This is a genomic window from Pantoea sp. X-Soil-TKNS-1211 (genome assembly GCF_059730495.1).
The window spans coordinates 2,841,090-2,860,394 of the sequence record NZ_AP035953.1 but is presented as its reverse complement, the minus strand read 5'-3'; the positions used below and the strand labels follow the sequence as shown (position 1 = coordinate 2,860,394).

Genomic DNA, 19,305 nt, shown 5'->3' with positions numbered 1-19,305 from the left:
GTATGTTTAGATTCTCTCGTGCTAATCTTATAACGACTGACAACACGAGAGCGGAATTATTTAATCTCGCTCAGTTGTTCGTTTTTATATTCGCAATTGTTTTTACTGCCACATGCCAGCAGCCGCTTAGTGTTGGCTCAGCAGGCGGCGCTGAGCAATGGGTAAATGTGTTGCCAGATTTTTTTACTGGCCCACAAGATTTTCTTTTTAGCTATGGCCCTTTTTACTGGCTAACTGGCAGAATTGTCGCCCAATATTCTCTACTTTCATATTGGTTGTCAGCTATCTTCATCAGTTTGTATGCTGCAGCTAGCTGGGCAATCATGTTGCGACTGGCGATCAGGCATCGAGCTGTTATTTTTTTAGCAATCGTTTATGTTGCCGTGATAAGGGTTTTTGACTCGGCAGCAATTTACTTTACCCTGCCTCTTTTCATCATCATTTATTGCTGTTCAATTGGGCAGGATCGCTGGTTGGAAAATAAACGGGTGTTGTTTTCTCTCGGCGTTTTCGTCGCTTTTTTATTTTTCGTGCGTTTTTTCTATGGCATGGTCGCATTGCTCACCTTTGGTAGCTATTTTTTTTCAACGGGTGTGATAAAACGTCAGTTTAGGGCAGTGGCACTTCTCACAATCTCAGCAACCCTTTTTTATTTTTTGTTTGGTTTCCTTATCTTTCATCATGTCAGCAGTGTGATTGATTACACTGTTATCAACTCACAACTGAATTTTGGCAACTCAGTTGATATGACTTATGACGTGCGTTTAAAAAATGCCACTTACATCATAATTTTTCTTGTTTTCGTTTGCTTTAATTTTTTTCTCGCTAAAAATCAACCGGCATTATTATTGACCATTAATGGTCTGATTTTGATTTTTTTAAAAATCGGTTTCTCACGCGCAGATCATTATATTAGTTATTTTATTTTCCCTGTTACACTGATGTCATTAATCTTTATGGTCAGCTCAAAGCGCAGATGGTTCGCAATGGCGTTTTTTATGCTGGCGTTGATGTTAACGATGGGGCACATGTCAATTTTCCCCAGCGTACAAAAACTTTCTGGCTTGATTAGGCATGAAGATTTTTCCCAAAGCTACAGTGAACGTGCCGCTGCGAAATATCCTCAGTATGCATTACCAGCTGATGTTGTTGCTCAAATTGGCAGTCAGACAATTGACGTCTATCCCAATAGCAATGAGTATTTGTTGGCAAATAAGCTTAATTATCATCATCGTCCGTCATTTCAAAACTATATGACGTTGACACCGGTGCTGGATAATCTTAATGCGGCCTTTTTTGCCGGTGATGATGCCCCTGAGTATATCTTGTGGACGGCCACTATGGCGTGCCTCGATAGCCATTGCCCGGCCTATGACGATTTTGACTACAAATATGTCCTCAATGAAGATCCTCTAACATCAACCGCTATATTAAGCCATTATCATATGATCCGTACTTTCCCAGGGGAAAGAGGGACGCCTGTTATGCTATTTAAGAAAAAAACACAGAGCTTGCCATTAACACCACAGTTGCTCGGTAAAGTAAGCTTGCATTTTGGTGAATGGATTCCTGTGCCTAAATTTACGACTGGTGCAGTAAAATTAAAACCAAAGCTAAATTTCACGTTACTGGCAAAAATACAAAATGCGCTATATCGTGGCGGTGTTCTCTACGTAAATTATAAATTGACCAACGGAGAGATTAAGCGTTACCGCCTGAACATTATCAACGCACAGAGTGGGATCTGGGTTTCTCCCTGGCTCGATACCTTTCCTCAGCAGGGGGAACGTGTCATAGAGGTGATGCTTGAGACACCGAGTCGGCATTATTTCACGAATGATTTCCAGGCAAGCTGGGAAAGCTATCCTTTTGATAATATTAAAGTCGAAAGCTCATTGCTCCAGAGGTTTACGGCTGAAAAACCCGCAGGCTTGTCTGAAATAACGACCGCCTGTGATGCCAGTATCGATGCTCTGGAATCGTCAGGCTTTATCCTTGATGGGCAGACGAAAACAAGGCTGATGAGTTCGGGCTGGACTGCGTTTTCCATCGCAAATAATCAGCCTGCAGAACGGGCATGGTTAACATTGACCAATGCTCAGGGACAACACTTTTACGCGCCAATGGCATCTGTTCCACGTGGTGATGTGGCGAATTATTTCCATAAGCCAGGTTTAATCAATTCTGGTTATAAAATTGTGGCAGATGTCACGGATTTTAAAGGAAATTATCAGGTTGGTGTGTCGATTGCCGGTGATGGAAAACTGTTGCAATGCAGCAACTTCGCCAAACCCATCACTCTCCAATAAGCCAGAGCCCAAAAGGGAGCGTAAGCTCCCTTCAGACTGCTGACAAACCCCACTTTTTCAGGTGGGGTTCTTCTTTTGTAGCAACGCGTTTTGTTTTAGCCTGAATAGAATTCTGTAGATAATGTCCGATGCTGGTAAGCGAGAGTAATGCACCGCGAGTTAACGCAACGGTGGCATCAGGTAGTGCATTCTTTTGGTACTGATTACATTGTGCTCAAGCGCCATTAAAATACTTCTGGCATAATATTCGAGTAGGCATAGAGGTGATGAACCTGGTGGTGGCGTTCAGTCATTAACGAACATCACCCGCACATCGCGCTGGGATATCGCTCACCGCGGGAATATAGAAGTTCGCTACCAGTTATAAATTAACCGTCGATTTAGCGGGGGCAACTCCACTAATCACCATAGCTATAGCAACAAGGGTTAGTGGTAAATATTTTCTTCCTAAGTGGAATCTCTCCCAAAAGGAAGGTAATAATACCAGGGGGAATGGTAATAAATGGAACCCAATAAAGAGAATATGAAAACGACAGAAGCCAGGGAGATAATGCTAGTGATAACTAATAGAGGGCGAGTGCAGGAAACCCAGTAACACGATTTATTTTATTAGCTGGCATTGCAAACACAATAGCCGTAAGGAGTGAGAATAAATATGCAGCAGATATGCTTATATCAATAACGCTTGTCCCAATCTGATGATTATGAAGGATAGGTAGCAATATCCCTTGAATAAAATTACTACGTTCCACCGGATCCTCCATGTGTTGCGACAGTAAAATCATGTTATTACCTGATATAGTTAAGGTGTAAGCAGATATTGCTCAGTATGCTATATTTTCTTCAAAGCCCCTTTCGGGGCTTTTTTCAATTTCTTACGCATCCAATATTTTTTACATGGTCAGACGGTACCCTTATGTACCAGTCTGGAGATGGAAGTATCTGGATCCTGCTAAATCCATTCCCTTCATCCTTTGCGCTGCAAAGAGCATTAGTATAGATATAATCTAATGCAACTCTGCGCTTGTCCTGAGAGTTTTCAAACATCATATGAATGCCAGATACATAGACGATTGCCATCACCAGTACCCACACGTACCCCACTATTGAGTTTTTGAATTGCCCGGCGCAAATTGCCATCAATGTCGAGGAGATAATATTTATCCCCATGAAGTATCGATCTGGATACGTTGCACCATAACCGGTAAGAAGGCCAGTGATGCCAGAACGCCCGGCAGCTGTTGCGGAGTCATAAATCACGAGCATAGCTGCAAACATTAGTATCGCGGTTCTGCTTCTTTTTTCCGCTTTAGTTAAAGCTACTACAACAAAAGCCGCATATACCAGCGTGAGAATAATGGATGTAACGTTACTCAGCTTGTTGTAAAACGGGAATGTGAATGAGTAAAGCAATGATCTGGCTGTCACCATTTCCATCAGATGGCTGCTGTTGTATGCGCCAATGATTCCTCCGCTCCCATTCATTCTCGGAACAATCATCAGGAACAATACCAGGAGAGCGATAAGCAGTGGAAGAAAGCTAGTGATTAATCGTTTCTTGTGTTCAGTGCTTAAGAAGCTGATGACAAAATAAATCCCGGTTACTGCAAAGTTAACAGGGTTGGTTGCTGCCATCAGGAAAATAAGAATGTCACAGGCAATCTTTCTCTTAGCAGGACCATCATCATCTCGGTAAAGATGAGCACAGATAGACAGAATCGGCATGTAAAACCCTACCTGAACCAGTGTTCCAATTGATTCTGCCTGAGAAACACCAAGCGGTATAAGGATTGACATGGTATAGGCAAGGAATGCCAGCATCGTCCCTGCATATCTTTTTACGGTCAGAAATATAATGACTGAAGATAACGAATAGAACGAGTAGGACAGAAAAGAGATAAACAGTGGGAGCAGTAAAAGAGGGCTTCCGCTAAATATGTGACTTAATGATGAAGCACACCATAAAAAGAATATATTGAAGAAAACAAAATAATCTGGTCTTGCATGAATGAAAGTATCTAACCAGCCATTAGATAAAGCGCTTCCAATCCATACACCATCTTCTGCATAAATTGTTGGAGTGATTACTGGCTGCGGGAATCTTGCAAAGAATACAAGAACTCCTAATGCAAAGGTGATCGCAATGACCTTTGCGTTGGAATAACTTTTGATACCAACCTCCGCGGCTGATTTTGCCGTACCTGTTAGTGTGAGCAAGACGGTTAAGCACCGTACGATTGCAGCACCATGGCGAGAGCGAAAGAGAAGAAGGCGAAAACGCCAGCCGCAAAATTAACAACGAATAGGGTTGTTTTGATACCAGGAAGACGTGAGTTAAAGAACTCCGGCATGGAAAATACCTCAGACTGTAAATAATTAGCCAAGAATTATCATCAATACTAATGGGAATGCCCTTAAAGATCCATCACGAAAGCCAGCCAACAACTAAATTCCCTTTATCCTCAGTCCCTACTCAGCAAGCTCCCACAATTGGCTTGTTCGCTCATATCAATCGATAATGCTGTGTACGCATACAGTTATAAGTAATAGGCAATTACCATGCCACGCTATCGCGACATTCAGAATGCTTCCGACAGAGCATCAAGATGGATATCAGAGGCCATAAAACAGTTACCATCGGTGATTTCGTTGTCGAACTGAAGCGCCAGAACCACTACTGGACACTGAAGCATTATGGTTGACAATCCAATCAGGTCCAAACAGGGCGACGCGATAAAGGGTAAGCCAGTGGACAAGGTGACGGTGGTCGTTGTGGTGGCATGGGTATTTACCATTTTAAACGGGTATTGCTGTCGAACGGGTTCTTTAAGCATGGCAGTCAGTCCGTTAAATGCACTGACCTTATTAGATCAAAGTCTGAAGGGAGCGAAAGCTCCCTTTTCACACCCCCAGCCGGTCGCGCAACGCATACCAGGCTGCACCCATCGCCGTGAGTGGCACCTTAAAACGCCTGCCACCAGGGAAGGGCAGATGGGGGAGTTTGGCGAAAGCATCAAACCGTTCGGCCTGGCCGCGCAACACTTCCGCAATCAGCTTGCCGGATAAGTGGGTACAGGTCACGCCATGACCACTGTCGCCCTGCATAAAGTAAACATTCTTCTCCAGTTGGCCAAACTGTGGCATTCGCGACAGCGTCAGCAGGAAATTTCCGCTCCAGCGATAGCTGAGCTTCACATCGCGCAACTGCGGGAAGGTGCGCAGCAGTTTCGGTCGAATCAACGCATCAATATCCTCCGGCTCGCGCGCGCCATACACCACGCCGCCGCCATATAGCAGACGGTTATCGGCAGTCAGACGGAAATAGTCGAGCAGATAATTACAATCTTCCACGCAATGGTTGTTAGGCAGCAGACCGAGTGCCAGGTCGCGGCTTAGCGGTTCGGTGGTGACGATTTGTGAACCACACGGCATGCTTTTGCGGCTCAGACGCGGCTCCAGTTGGGTCGGGAGATAAGCGTTGCCCGCGAAAATGACAAAGGTGGCGCTGACGTCACCGCGCGCTGTTTTCACGCGATGCGGCGTACCATAATCCACCTTTAACGCGGCAGATTGTTCATAGATACGCCCACCATGACGCCGGATAGCTTCCGCTTCTCCCAGCGCCAGGTTCAGTGGATGCAGATGTCCACCACGTTTATCCAGCAGTCCACCGACGTAACGATCGGTCGCCACCTCACGGCGGATGCCGCGCTCGTCGAGCAATTCTAAATCGTTATTGCCATAGCGTGCCCAACTGGCTCTCTGGTTACGCAGATGGCCCATCTGACGATTATTTAGCGCGGCGAAAATTCCGCCTGGGCGATAGTCACAGGCGATGGCATAGCGATCGATGCGGTCGCGAATAATATCCGCGCCTTCGAACATCATGCTGCCGAGCATTTTCGCCGTGTCTTTGCCGTAGCGTTGTTCAATCACATCGACATCGCGGCTGTAAGAGTTGACCACCTGACCGCCATTACGACCACTGGCACCAAAGCCGATTTTCGCCGCTTCCAGCACCACCACATCGTAACCCGCTTCCGTGAGATACAGCGCTGATGACAGGCCGGTAAAACCTCCCCCAATAACGCAAACGTCACATTGAATGCTCTCCTGCAGTTCAGGCCAGGGTTCATGCGCGTTCGCTGTTGCGGCGTAATAACTCTCCACATGTTGCATCACAACCTCCTTCTGCGCGTGGCCTCAGAAATTTGCCGGCGAATGGGCGCTCACAATTCGGCACGGCTGATCGGACATATTGGTAAAACTGTGCGGCAAACCGGTATCAATAACGTAGCTTTCACCGGCATACAGGTGATAACTCTGACCATTCACCACCAGCGTGATTTCACCTTCCAGTACCGTCCCTGTCTCTTCACCGGGATGGCGTAGCTTTTCACCGGTACTGGAACCTGGCGCGTAATGCTCCAGCAGCATCGCCAGTGCGCGCTGCGATGCGCCATTATCAATCAGCTGCAACGATACCCCCAGGCTGCCAATCTCTACCCGATCATCGGGGCGGACAATCACCCGTGGCGTATGGTCCTGCTTCGGTTCAGAGAAAAATTCCGACAGCGATAGCCCGTACACCTTAAGCAGTTTTTGCAGGGTACTTACCGCCGGGCTGACTTTGTCCTGCTCAATGGTGCTGATAGCGCTATGGGTCAAACCTGACAACTCAGCGACGCGACGCTGAGACAATCCCAACTCCTGCCGGATTTGCGATAAACGTCGTCCGGGCGCCAGAGTGGCGTCGTTCATGGTCGTTTTTCCTTGTGATAACGAACTGCGGCGTGAATAAATGCTTCGAACAACTGGCGCGAAACCGGATCATCGGTCGAATGCCACTCCGGATGCCACTGTACCGCCAGGGCAAACGGGTGGTGACGCAAACTTACCGCTTCTGGCAGGCCATCGGCCGCGCGCGCCTCGATGCGCAATTGGGGGCCGGGTTCACGGATCCCCTGTTGATGGAGCGAATTCACCGCAAATGCGACATCGCTACCGAGCAATTGGCTGAGCAGGCCATCGGCTTCCGGTTTTACCTCATGCACGGGGGCATATTGTTGTTCCAGCGGCAGCGTGTCATCCTCGCGATGCTCCTGGAATTGATGGGTGAGATGAAGATAGCGATGCAGCGCGCCGCCATTCGCCACCACCATCTCCTGCAACCCCCGGCAAATGCCAAATATCGGCATCTTTTTACCCACCGCATGGGTAATCAGTCCGAAGGCGAGGCGGTCGCGCGCCGGATCGGCATGTGGCTCCAATCCTTCCTCGCCATAATGCCAGGGTTCAATGTTACTCGGGCTGCCGGTCAGCAGGATGCCATCCAGCAACGTCATACTGTTTTCTAATAGATGAGGGGCGTGCATCAGCTGATGCGGCAAAGGGAGAGGCAGGCCACCGGCGAGCACGATAGCATCAAGATACTTGTTATGGACGGTCTGACCCGGATGGCTGCCGATGTTATTCTGACACATCACTACGCCAATCAAGGGTTTGTCAAAAATAATGCCCATCACGTCTCCGTGTCGCTGTTCAATATTTTCGCCGATAGAGCGCACCTGACGTAAAAGTGTGCAATATAATGTCAATCTAGCAACCGGCTGGCTAATCTTCAAACAGATTTGTTACATTTGCACACTTTTTCTCCAGGAGCTATCTTAGATTTGTGGATGTTATTTTGAGCATTGCGCAAACCTGATAAACGGTAAAGGGCGGGTGGGATCATGACGAACCTCGTAGAAGTAGAAGACTTCACGCGACATAGTGAAGAGAAGCGAACCAGCGCGTTCCAGCTGGAGGTGAAAACCTGGCTGGAACGCCATCCTGAAACGCAGTATGTCGATATTCTTCTTAACGATCTGAATGGGGTATTTCGCGGTAAGCGCATTCCCGTATCAGCGCTGGCAAAACTGGAAAAAGGGTGTTACTTCCCGGCTTCGGTTTTCGCTATGGATATTCTGGGTAACACCGTCGAAGAGGCCGGACTGGGACAGGCGCTCGGCGAGCCAGATAATATCTGCTTTCCTGTTCCCGGTTCTTTAATGCCTTCCGCTGCCGACCCGCAACGCGTCGCGCAACTGATGCTGACCATGTGTAACCAAGATGGCACTCCCTTTGACGTTGAACCCCGTAATGTCCTCAATCATTTGTGGCAACAGCTGCGCAATCGGGGACTCTTTCCGGTGGTAGCGGTAGAGCTGGAGTTCTATCTGGTCGATAAAAAACGTGATGCGGAGGGTTACATCCAGCCGCCGTGCGCGCCAGGCAGTGATGAGCGCAACATGCAAAGCCAGGTCTATTCAGTGGATAATCTCGATCACTTTGCCGATGTATTGCGGGATATTGACGATTTGGCGAAGCAGCAGGGGATCCCTGCCGATGGGGCGCTGGCAGAGGCCTCCCCCGGACAGTTCGAGATCAATCTACATCACTCGCGGGATGTGCTGAAAGCCTGCGATCATGCTATCCAGCTCAAACGTCTGGTTCGCCAGGTGGCGGAAAACCACGGCATGACGGCAACCTTTATGGCGAAACCCTATGAGGAGTACGCTGGCAGTGGCATGCACGTCCATATCAGTATGCTGGATGCGGCCGATCACAACGCCTTTTCTCTGGACGATGGCAGCGACTCACCGTTGTTGAAACGCGCCCTGGCGGGGATGATCGATTTGATGCCGGCTTCAATGGCGCTGCTGGCCCCCAACGTTAATGCTTACCGCCGCTTCCTGCCGGATGCCTTTGTCCCGTTACAGGCGTCATGGGGGCACAACAACCGCACCGTAGCGTTGCGTATTCCTTGCGGTGATGTTGATAATCATCGCGTTGAATACCGTGTTGCCGGTGCTGATGCCAATCCTTATCTGGTGGTGTCAACCATTCTTGCCGGTATTGTGCACGGGTTGGACAATCAACTGCCGCTGCCACATCCGGTGAAAGGCAACGGCCATGAGGCGGAAGGCCTGGCGCTGCCGATTCGTCAAAGCGATGCACTGTACGAATTTGAGAACAGCTATCCGCTCCAGAAGCTGCTGGGCGAGCGTTTCAGCGCCGTGTGGCACAGCTGCAAACAGTATGAACTGATGCAGTTTGAGCGACTTATCACCGCCACTGAGATTGACTGGATGCTGAAGAACGCCTGACGCGGGAAGATTTAGTGCAACATCTTGTATTGATGCCAGTAATTAAGGCAAAATATGCGCCCTGCAAAATGCCAACATAGCCGACGCTTATCGCGTCGGTTATTTTTTGCATAGTGATTTCACTCTAATTTAACCGAGGCCGGACACGCATCCGGATAGATAGACACTACAAACACGCGTTGTGCGTGAGATTTTGAGGAAAAAAGATGGGGATGTTTTCAACTGCACCAGCGCTGGCTGGTTCTCGCTTTCGTGATGACTACGGCGCTGTGATGAGCACTCTTGCTTATCAACCCACCTCCTGTCGCAATTTGCGCAGTTTCCCTGTGGTACAACCCAGTCAGGTTGTTGCTGTAGGGGGGCTGAACGATGTCGCTTAATACCTCCGCCGCACCGCAGCGTGCACATCTGAAAAAATCCCTGACCCTGATCCCGGTGGTCATGATGGGTCTGGCGTATATGCAGCCGATGACCCTGTTTGATACCTTCGGCATCGTATCCGGTCTGACCGACGGGCACGTCGCCACTGCGTACGCGTTCGCGCTGGTCGCCATTCTGTTCACTGCTATTAGCTACGGTAAGCTGGTACGCCGCTTCCCATCTGCGGGCTCCGCTTATACCTATGCACAGAAGGCCATCAGCCCACACGTTGGCTTTATGGTGGGCTGGTCATCCCTGCTGGACTATCTGTTCATGCCGATGATCAATATCCTGCTGGCAAAAAGCTATTTCGAAACGCTGGTGCCGGGGATCCCGTCGTGGATTTTTGTCGTGTTGCTGGTGGGCTTCATGACGCTCTCCAACCTGCGCGGCATTAAAACCGTGGCTAACTTCAACAGCGTGATTGTGGTGTTGCAGGTATTGGTGATGATCGTGATTACCGGCATGGTGATTTACGGTGTTGTCCACGGTGTCGGGGCCGGTACGCTGACCAGCAGCAAACCGTTCTGGTCGCCGGATGCCCATGTGGTGCCAATGATCACCGGTGCGACCATTTTGTGTTTCTCGTTCCTCGGCTTTGACGGTATCAGTTCGCTGTCGGAAGAGACCAAAGATGCTGAGCGTACCATTCCGCGTGCGATTTTCCTCACCGCGTTGATTGGTGGTGTGATCTTTATTGCGGTGTCTTACTTCCTGCAACTGTACTTCCCGGATATCTCGCGTTTCCAGAATCCGGACTCATCACAGCCGGAAATCATGCTGTTTGTTGCCGGTAAAGCGTTGCAGATCGGCATCCTGATCTTCTCGGTGGTCACGGTGCTGGCATCGGGTATGGCGGCGCACGCCGGTGTTTCCCGTCTGATGTATGTAATGGGCCGCGATGGCGTGTTCCCGGAACGTTTCTTCGGCTATGTCCACCCGAAATGGCGTACTCCGTCGCTGAACGTGTTGCTGGTCGGTGCCATTGCGTTGCTGGCGATCAACTTCGACCTGGTTACCGCCACTGCACTGATTAACTTCGGTGCGCTGGTGGCGTTTACCTTTGTGAACCTGTCGGTGATTGCCCAGTTCTGGATCCGTGAGAAGCGCAACAAAACGCTGAAAGATCACCTCCACTACCTGGTGCTGCCGGTGTTGGGTGCCATGACGGTTGGTGCGCTGTGGATCAACCTGGAAGAGACCTCAATGGTATTGGGTCTGGTCTGGGCCGCCGTGGGGATTATTTACCTCGCGTTTGTTACGCGCACCTTCCGCAACCCGGTGCCGCAGTACAGCGAAGAAGTGTGATTCTGCAAGGTGCGCGCAATGCGCACCTTGCCGTAGCGGCGCGATTTATCGCGCAGGTTTTACCGGCACTGCGCACGGAATTGCGCGATAAATCGCGCCGCTACGTTATGTTTTGAAGGTAATTACGACACCAGTTCCTGCGCATACAAATACAGCGCTTTTAACAAAGCCAGCTTCTCTGCATTCCCTTCATGCAAACTTGCCAACGACTCCAGCTCCAGCAGAAACGCCTGCACGCGCTCTGCATTCAGCGCTTCACGACGATGCTGTAACCAGCGCTGCTGCTCAGCGTCATCCAGCGTGCCGGGGAAATTGCGCGCACGATAGCGGAACAACAGCTTCGCGATACGTTTATCATCAAAGGTTAAATCCAGCGCGGGTAAATTCTGCGGTGGTGTCTGGCGCACGATATTCATTGCTGCCCGATCGGCATCGCTGAAAAAACCGTTATACAGCTGCGCATCCACATCATCCGAGGGGGGAAAAGGTTCCGCTTCGGCAAACAGCGTCACCACTTTCTCACGAACTTCTGCATGCTGGCGCAGCAGGGCGAGATTGGCGAGGCAGTGCTGACGATCGATATTCAGGCGTTCAGCATCTTCCGGGCGCAGGGTATTCGCCGGGGCCAGCACCGGGCATTTGTTGATATGCACCAGTTTGATCGGCACCGCCGCCTGGTCGCCCAGATCGCTGTGGCGGGTATACAGTCGCTCACGTAGCTCATCAGGCGACAGCGCCAGCAATGGACTCATATCTCCTGCGAGATCCACCACGATCAGCGCGTTACGGTTATCCGGGTGCCATGCCAGCGGCACAATCCAGCTGGTATTGCCACGTGCTGCGCCGAACATCCCCGAGACATGCACCAGTGGCTTCATCTGTGGGATATCGATCAGCGTCATCAGTTTCTGTTTATTACGATGAGTAAACAGGAACTCAAACAGTTTTGGTTGCTTCTCTTTAACCAGCTTTGCCATCGCTAATGTGGCGTAAACGTCAGACATCGCATCGTGCGCCTGTTCGTGGGCCACGCCGTTGGCTTTGGTCAGGTGTTCCAGCTTAAAGCTGGGGAAGCCGTCATCATTTTCCGGCCAGACAATCCCTTCCGGACGCAGCGCATAACAGGCGCGCATCACATCGAGCAGATCCCAACGGGAATTGCCGTTCTGCCAACTCCAGCCGTAGGGATCGAAGAAATTACGATAAAAAATGTTGCGAGTGACTTCGTCATCGAAACGCACGTTGTTGTAACCCACCACGCAGGTTTGTGGCTCGCTAAAGATGCCGTGGATGCGTTCGGCAAAGGCGGCTTCCGTTACGCCGCGTGTCTGTGCGGTTTGCGGCGTAATACCGGTGATCATCACCGCTTCCGGCTGTGGCAGGTAATCATCTGCGGGCTGGCAATAAAATACCTGCGGCTCACCTATGGCATTGAAATCTTTGTCGGTACGTAACCCGGCAAACTGTGCCGGACGGTCCAGTGAAGGACTCTTGCCGAAGGTTTCATAATCGTGGAACAAAAAGGTGAAGTCGGAGGCGGACACGGCGTTATCCTGGCAGTGGTAAAATCAACGCACAGGATAGTCGCCCGGCTGACGCAGTACAACCTTCCTCCGCTGCTCTGCGTGCCAGCGCGCAGAATTCGTCCTCAGTTCATACTTTTTTTCAATTTATTCAAACCTCTTGAAGCCATTTGCCGTAAAACGTGCGGCGGTAAATTCATTTTTTGAGGAAGAAGTGTTGAAAAGGCGTCTGCTGGTTACTGTTTCTGGAATGATTGTTTGGGCATCGCTGGCGCAGGCTGACGACAGTATGCCGTTCCCCCTGACGCCTCCGTCGATTGATGCGGCTTCCTGGGTCCTGATGGACGCCACCACCGGTCAGATTCTTACTGCCGGAAATCCCGATGAGGAGCGTAACCCGGCCAGCCTCACCAAGCTGATGACCGGCTATGTGGTGGATCGCGCCATCGACCAACACAAAATCAGCCGCGACGATGTGGTGACGGTGGGTAAAGATGCATGGGCGGCAGGCAACCCGGTATTCAAAGGTTCCTCGCTGATGTTCCTCAAGCCCGGCGATAAGGTCACGGTGCGTGACCTGAGCCGCGGGGTGATTATCGACTCCGGTAACGATGCTTGTGTGGCGTTGGCCGATTATGTGGCGGGTAGCCAGCAAAATTTTGTCACCATGATGAACAACTATGTGCAGAAGCTTGGACTGACGCACACCCACTTTGAAACCGTCCACGGTCTCGATGCGCCGGGTCAGCACACCACCGCCCGTGACCTGGCTGTGTTGTCACGCGCCATCATTAGCGGTGAACCCGATTTCTATGCCATGTACAGCGAGAAAACACTTACCTGGAATGGCATCACCCAGAACAATCGTAATGGGTTGCTGTGGGATAACACCCTGCACGTTGATGGACTGAAAACCGGCCATACCGAAACCGCCGGTTTTAACATCATCGCCTCAAGTATTGTCGGCCAACATCGCCTGATTGCGGTGATCATGGGGGGGAAAAGCTCGAAAGGGCGCGAGGAGCAGGCACGTAAACTGTTGGTGTGGGGGCAAAATAGCTTTGATACCGTTCAATTGTTCCACGCCGGGAAAAAAATCGGCACGGAAAACGTCTGGTACGGCAACCCGCATCATGTCGATGTAGGCACTACGCAGGATATTTATCTGTCACTGCCGCGAGGTGAAGTGCAGAACGTCAAAGCTAAATACATTATCGACCGCAAAGATCTGGAAGCGCCGTTAAAGGCCAATGAACAGATCGGCGAGATTCAGGTGATCGATAAAGATAAACAGCTGGCGAGCTATCCACTCTACGCGCTTAACGCGGTAGATAAAGCGGGTATCGTGACGCGAATTGAAGATTACCTGAAGCAAAAACTGTAAGCATGGACTAACTTCGGTATCAGTACTGGATTGATTCCCTGATACCGAGGTTAATCATGAAAACATCTGTTGTAGAACGTCCGGCTCAGCATTGGGTCGGTTATCACCTGCAAGGTCCGTGGCAGGAAACGGTGCCGCAGGGTTTTGCTCAGTTGAAAGTCTGGGTGGCACGTCATGCGCTGCAAGGGGAGTGGATGGCTATCTATTACGGCAATCCGCAGGAACTGCCCCCGGAAGAACTCAGGGTAGAAACGGTGCTGACCGTCCCGGCTGATTATGCGCTGGCGGCGGGGGACGATATTCAGCATGGCACCCTGGCCGGTGGCCATTATTTCCACACCTGCACGGAAGTGCTTAATAACGACTTCTTCGCAGCCTGGAGCGCATTTTTCGCGCAATTGCAGGCGCGCAGTGACTGGCAGGTGGATGATCGTCCCTGTTATGAACACTATCTTTCTGACGGAACGCAAAGTGGCAACTGGTTGCTGAACATGTACATCCCGGTGCGGCCGCGCTAAAAAGGGGGCGGAGTTACATCCATGTTTATTCTAAGGAAAGTGGATGTTGCGCTGATGTTGATTTTTGTAAGCAGTGGTCAAAAAGTCAGGAAAAACGCGTGTCAGGTGTTAAGGGATCTGGTTTCGCCAGGGTAACATAGCGCGCAAAATTTTCCCGCACCCGGATAATCATGTTACGTGCTGACAAGCCCATTTCGTCGATTGAGTTCTGGTTCTACCGCCACTATCGCGCCGTACACGGCGTGCGTATCGCTATCGCTTTTGTCCTGAGCTTTTTGTTTGTCCGTCTGACGGACATTCCGGAAGGCACCTGGCCACTGATTACGCTGGTGGTGGTGATGGGGCCAATCTCGACCTGGGGTAACGTCTTTCCGCGCGTAGTGCAGCGCATTATTGGCACCTTTGCCGGGGCGATCTCCGGATTGATCGCGCTGAAGCTGGAGTTGATATCCTTGCCAGTGATGCTGGTGTGGTGTTTTGCGGTGATGGTGATTTGTGGTTATCTCACCCTCGGTAAACATCCGTATATGGCGCTGTTAATTGGTATCACCCTCAGCGTCGTGGTTGGCGCACCGGCAGGGGATTTCACCGTCGCGTTATGGCGTGGTGGCGATGTGATTCTCGGATCGCTGATGGCGCTGCTGTTTACTGCTATCTGGGCGCAGCGCGCTTATACCCACTGGCGCATCCAGTTGTCGGACGCCTTTATCAGCATGGCGAAAATTCATCATACCGGCTTCTCCGCTAACCTGGTGGACAAGCCGCGCCTGAACAAACCGTTCCAGAAGCTGCTCACCAACGTGATCAAGATGCGTGCCTTGCTGGAACCGGCCAGTAAAGAAACACGCATTCCCAAATCGGTGTTTGAAGCCATTCAGACCATCAACCGTAATATGGTTAACACCATGCAGATGCAAATTGATGCGTGGTGGGCGTCACGCGAGAGCCACTATTTGCTGCTCAACGCACCGACCCTGCGCCGCACGCAGCAAATGACGGAAAACACCCTGAATGCGCTGGCGGTGTTAATGGTGAAAGGGGAGACGGAGCAGGTAACGGCCAACAGCCACGAACTGGGCAGCATCATGCAGGAACTGGAGCAGTTGATTGCCAATGGCAGCAAACAACTGGAAACCACCTCGATCTACGGTTATGTGTGGCTGAGCCTCGAACAGGCGCGTCAGCTGGAGCGTATGACGGACCTGGTTCGCCTGGCGTTACGTAAATAGTTTTCCGGGGCAATGACTTAATGTGAATCGCTCTTTCTTTGCGCTAAGATAATAGCCAGTCCGATTCTAGCGGTGACAATTGCTTTTAAGGCTGGCAAGCCGCTAAGCTGAGCTTATGACTATTCCGCCTGCCGAGGCAGGCCCAAAGAAAGGTGCCAACATGGAAAATGCCAAGCAATCATTTCAGGACGTTCTGGAGTTTGTGCGTATGTTTCGTCGTAAAAACAAACTGCAGCGCGAAATTACGGACAACGAAAAGAAAATCCGTGATAACCAGAAACGTGTGTTGCTGCTGGACAACCTGAGCGAATACATCAAACCGGGCATGAGCGTTGAGGCGATTCAGGAAATCATCGCCAGCATGCGCGTGGATTATGAAGATCGCGTGGACGAGTACATCATCAAAAACGCCGACCTCTCTAAAGAGCGTCGCGAGCTATCGAAAAAGCTCAAAGCGATGGGCGAACCGAAACCGCAATAACATTCAGGGGCCGTATGGCCCCTGAGTTTTTCCCACCGAAATACACCTGCGCCGTTACGGATGCATTAACCTTCTGGCTAGTGCCTGTAACTGCTGCGCCACCTCGGCCACATCCAGCCCGTTTTGCTGCGGTGCGGCGGTGGTTTCTCTGATCACCAGTTGAGTCTCCAGCGGCGGCATTGCTACCTTGCTCTTCTCCAGCAACGCCAGCACACGATCCACGCTCTCCGCGCCCAACAGCTGCAAATCCTGGCGCACCGTGGTGAGCGGAGGCTGGTACCAGGCACTCTCAACGGTGTCATCATAACCAATCAACGAAATCTCACCAGGAATACGCACGCCATGCTGGTGCAGCGCGCGCATGGCACCCAGCGCCATTTGGTCGTTTGCCACCAACAGCGCCTGCGGCAGGGCGTGAGGTAACTGCCTGAGTAATGCCTGATAACCCGATGCCGCGCTCCAGTCACCTTGCAGTACGCGACAGGCTTCCAGTTGATGGGTGGCCAGCGCCTGCTGCCAGGCTTGAAAACGGGCGCGCGCCGAGGCAGAACTCGCCGGGCCATTCAAGACGCCAATCTGCCGATGACCGAGCGCCACCAGATGATCCACCGCCTGCTGCGCACCTGACTCGCTCAGGTACTGGCATTGCGCCACCCCGGCGCTACGTTCGACATCAAGAAACAACGCGGGTTTGGTACCGCACTGCTGCTGAATTAGCTCCGCTTCGGCCGCATCCAGCGGCAGATTGATCAGCAGCGCATCGACCCGCTGCGCCAGTAGTTCATGTACCGTGTCCTGCGCGTTGCCTGCGGTCATGGCAATCACCAGATGGTAACCGAGCGCCGTGGCACGTTGCTGGATGGCGGAGGCAATCTGCGCCGGTGCCATCAGCGCCAGATTGCTGGTCGCCAGCCCCAGCGTGCGCGTCGCTTTTCCGGCCAGCTGCTGCGCCACGCGGTTCGGCACATAGTTGAGTTGCTGCATCGCCGCTTCCACTTTGGCGCGAGTCCGGGGTGAGACCTGCGCGGCACGGTTAAGCACGCGGGAGACGGTCTGGTAGGAAACCCCCGCCAGTTGGGCAACGTCATCGAGGGTTACGGAGCGCGAAGTCATTGATCTCTCCTGAAGATGAAGCTGCGAGTGTAGCAAATTTTTCCCTGCCGGCGTGGTTAGAAGGCGTACACTGAAGGTGATAACGAAGGAGAATGTAATGAAGCTTAGTGGTGAACATATTCAGGATATCAATACGCTGGCGGCATGGCTGGCGCTGGATCATATCCCACAGGAAGGTACGCTGGAGGCCGATCTGGCAATACTGGCCGGGCACGCGGTGTTACCAAATATTGAAGGTGTGGTGGCGCTGGCAAAAAAATACCAGCTGCCGTTACTGATCAGCGGTGGCATCGGCCACTCCACGCCGTTGCTGGCGCAGATGATGGCAGCGCATCCGCTGTATCGGCAAATCGCTACCTTTGGTAAAAGCGAAGCGGCAATGCTGGGCGATATGGCACGCCTGTTTGCTGCGCTGCCGGACGATCAGTTGTTGCTGGAAGATAAATCGCGCAACTGTGGCGAAAATGCGGCCTTCAGCCAGCAGTTATTGGACCAGTTGCAGTGGCAGCCGCAGCGGGTGATTCTGGTGCAGGACCCGCTGATGCAGCGTCGAACCTGGGAAACCTTCCGCTGGCAGTGGCGTGACCGTGCTGATGCGCCGGAATTTATCAGTTGGCCGGTGTTCACCCCACAGGTGATGATGGACGCCGGTATGCTACGCATAATCGGCGCGCCGCCGCAGGGGTTATGGTCAATGGAGCGTTTCCTCTCGCTGCTGATGGGAGAAGTGCAGCGCCTGCGCGATGATGAAAACGGTTATGGCCCGCGTGGTAAAGGGTTCTTTGGTCATGTTGAGGTGCCGGAAGAGGTCGAAGCGGGCTGGCAAAGATTGATGCGCCTGCCAGGGGTGCAGGCGCGCATCAATGGATAATTAACCTGCTACGCCGTCAACACGATTTTCCCGACGTTAAGGCCTTCTTCCATGCGTTGGTGCGCCGCAGCCGCTTCAGCAAGGGGATAGACACTGTCGATAATCGGTGTCAGTCCCTCTGTACCGAATTCGGACAACCAGCGATCACGGAAGCGTTGTGACATCGCGTGTTTAACCTCCTGACTGCGCGATTTCATCACTGTGCCGAAAATTTGCAGGTGGCGATACAGCAGCCGGTCCAGTGGGATTTTGGCATTTTCGATACCGCCCATAATGCCGATCTGTACCAGACGACCGCCGAAGTTGAGTGCATTGACGTTGCGTTCGAAGTAGGGCGCACCGATAAAGTCGAGGATCAGGTCAACCCCCCGTTTCTCCGTCAGGCTGTCGACCACCGTGGCGAAATCCTCATGCACATAATCGATAACATAATCCGCCCCCATGCGCCGTACCAACTGGTGAGCATTGGCCTGGGCGGTGGTGATCACCGTGGCTCCGATGGCGTGTGCCAGCTGAACCGCCGCACCGCCCACGCCGCCAGCACCGGCATGGATCAGCACCGTTTCCCCGGCCTGCAACTTACCGAGATTGACCAGCGCTTCATTGGCGGTGACGAACACTTCGGTGATGGCCGCTGCCTGAACGTAGTTAAGGCTGTCAGGGATCGGCATCGCCATGCGGTAATCAATCCGCGCCACTTCCGCGTAAGCGCCGCCGCCGACAATCCCCATCACACGGTCGCCGACCTTGAAGCCGCTAACCTCGGCACCGACGGCAATCACATCACCGGCGATCTCCAGCCCCATGAGGGTGGAATCACCGAAATCAGGTCGGCCATAGCCGCCACGACGATGGGTGAGATCGGCACGGTTGACACCGGCGGCACGGGTACGCACCAGCAAATCCTGTGGGCGCAGTACCGGTTCCGCGACCTCGTTCAGAGTTAACACCTCGGCCGGTCCAAACTGATCAAATGTAATGGCTTTCATGGTCTTTTCCTT

At 51.8% G+C, this 19,305-nt stretch carries 17 protein-coding genes; 9 read left to right on the top strand and 8 right to left on the bottom strand.

What is annotated here, in order from left to right; genetic code table 11:
• Positions 1–2 precede the first annotated feature (2 nt).
• Positions 3–2,309 (top strand): hypothetical protein, encoded by a 2,307-nt coding sequence (locus AC6I8W_RS13605; protein ID WP_497835442.1) that lies wholly within the window; start codon positions 3–5, stop codon positions 2,307–2,309.
• Positions 2,310–3,176: 867 nt separating this feature from the next.
• On the opposite strand, the gene AC6I8W_RS13600 is transcribed toward AC6I8W_RS13605, so the two are convergent.
• The 5 genes from AC6I8W_RS13600 to puuD form a co-directional block, all read right to left on the bottom strand.
• Positions 3,177–4,526 carry a hypothetical protein gene (locus AC6I8W_RS13600; protein ID WP_497835441.1) on the bottom strand — a complete coding sequence of 450 codons (1,350 nt, stop codon included), beginning with the start codon at positions 4,524–4,526 and terminating at the stop codon, positions 3,177–3,179.
• Positions 4,527–4,888: 362 nt separating this feature from the next.
• On the bottom strand, positions 4,889–5,143 hold the full coding sequence (locus AC6I8W_RS13595) for a hypothetical protein (RefSeq protein WP_497835440.1): 255 nt from the start codon (positions 5,141–5,143) through the stop codon (positions 4,889–4,891).
• Positions 5,144–5,210: 67 nt separating this feature from the next.
• Positions 5,211–6,488, bottom strand: coding sequence for an NAD(P)/FAD-dependent oxidoreductase (locus AC6I8W_RS13590; RefSeq protein WP_497835439.1), 1,278 nt, complete (start codon positions 6,486–6,488; stop codon positions 5,211–5,213).
• A 24-nt stretch (positions 6,489–6,512) separates the two neighbouring features.
• A complete protein-coding gene (gene puuR / locus AC6I8W_RS13585) occupies positions 6,513–7,070 on the bottom strand; it encodes an HTH-type transcriptional regulator PuuR (protein ID WP_497835438.1) in 558 nt (185 codons plus the stop codon).
• The gene (gene puuD, locus AC6I8W_RS13580; RefSeq protein WP_497835437.1) at positions 7,067–7,831 is read right to left on the bottom strand and encodes a gamma-glutamyl-gamma-aminobutyrate hydrolase; all 765 of its coding nucleotides are present in this window, start codon (positions 7,829–7,831) and stop codon (positions 7,067–7,069) included. Before puuD ends, puuR begins: the two co-directional genes overlap by 4 nt.
• Positions 7,832–8,038: 207 nt before the next feature.
• Between puuD and AC6I8W_RS13575 the strand changes: the two genes are divergently transcribed.
• The 3 genes from AC6I8W_RS13575 (at position 8,039) to AC6I8W_RS13565 (ending at position 11,185) form a co-directional block, all read left to right on the top strand.
• On the top strand, positions 8,039–9,457 hold the full coding sequence (locus AC6I8W_RS13575; protein ID WP_497838191.1) for a glutamine synthetase family protein: 1,419 nt from the start codon (positions 8,039–8,041) through the stop codon (positions 9,455–9,457).
• Positions 9,458–9,663: 206 nt separating this feature from the next.
• Complete coding sequence (locus tag AC6I8W_RS13570) at positions 9,664–9,837, top strand: hypothetical protein (protein WP_021185937.1); 174 nt, start codon at positions 9,664–9,666, stop codon at positions 9,835–9,837.
• On the top strand, positions 9,827–11,185 hold the full coding sequence (locus AC6I8W_RS13565; RefSeq protein WP_497835436.1) for an APC family permease: 1,359 nt from the start codon (positions 9,827–9,829) through the stop codon (positions 11,183–11,185). The genes AC6I8W_RS13570 and AC6I8W_RS13565 overlap by 11 nt, the downstream gene beginning before the upstream one ends.
• Positions 11,186–11,307: 122 nt before the next feature.
• On the opposite strand, the gene sbcB is transcribed toward AC6I8W_RS13565, so the two are convergent.
• On the bottom strand, positions 11,308–12,729 hold the full coding sequence (gene sbcB / locus AC6I8W_RS13560; protein WP_497835435.1) for an exodeoxyribonuclease I: 1,422 nt from the start codon (positions 12,727–12,729) through the stop codon (positions 11,308–11,310).
• Between the two features lie 196 nt (positions 12,730–12,925).
• On the opposite strand from sbcB, the gene dacD reads away from it, so the two are divergent.
• The 4 genes from dacD (at position 12,926) to tmaR (ending at position 16,320) form a co-directional block, all read left to right on the top strand.
• Positions 12,926–14,092, top strand: coding sequence for a serine-type D-Ala-D-Ala carboxypeptidase DacD (gene dacD / locus AC6I8W_RS13555; RefSeq protein ID WP_497835434.1), 1,167 nt, complete (start codon positions 12,926–12,928; stop codon positions 14,090–14,092).
• A gap of 56 nt (positions 14,093–14,148) precedes the next feature.
• The gene (locus AC6I8W_RS13550) at positions 14,149–14,610 is read left to right on the top strand and encodes a GyrI-like domain-containing protein (RefSeq protein WP_497835433.1); all 462 of its coding nucleotides are present in this window, start codon (positions 14,149–14,151) and stop codon (positions 14,608–14,610) included.
• Between the two features lie 170 nt (positions 14,611–14,780).
• Entirely contained in the window at positions 14,781–15,839 is a 1,059-nt protein-coding gene (locus AC6I8W_RS13545) for an FUSC family protein (protein WP_497835432.1), read from the top strand.
• 160 nt (positions 15,840–15,999) lie between these two features.
• Positions 16,000–16,320, top strand: coding sequence for a PTS system regulator TmaR (gene tmaR / locus AC6I8W_RS13540; protein ID WP_013509702.1), 321 nt, complete (start codon positions 16,000–16,002; stop codon positions 16,318–16,320).
• 54 nt (positions 16,321–16,374) lie between these two features.
• On the opposite strand, the gene AC6I8W_RS13535 is transcribed toward tmaR, so the two are convergent.
• A complete protein-coding gene (locus tag AC6I8W_RS13535; RefSeq protein ID WP_497835431.1) occupies positions 16,375–17,433 on the bottom strand; it encodes a LacI family DNA-binding transcriptional regulator in 1,059 nt (352 codons plus the stop codon).
• A 97-nt stretch (positions 17,434–17,530) separates the two neighbouring features.
• Between AC6I8W_RS13535 and AC6I8W_RS13530 the strand changes: the two genes are divergently transcribed.
• Positions 17,531–18,304, top strand: coding sequence for a YdcF family protein (locus tag AC6I8W_RS13530; protein WP_497835430.1), 774 nt, complete (start codon positions 17,531–17,533; stop codon positions 18,302–18,304).
• Positions 18,305–18,312: 8 nt separating this feature from the next.
• Here the strand turns inward: AC6I8W_RS13530 and AC6I8W_RS13525 are convergent, their stop codons facing one another.
• A complete protein-coding gene (locus tag AC6I8W_RS13525) occupies positions 18,313–19,293 on the bottom strand; it encodes an NAD(P)H-quinone oxidoreductase (RefSeq protein ID WP_497835429.1) in 981 nt (326 codons plus the stop codon).
• Between the last annotated feature and the right edge of the window lie 12 nt (positions 19,294–19,305).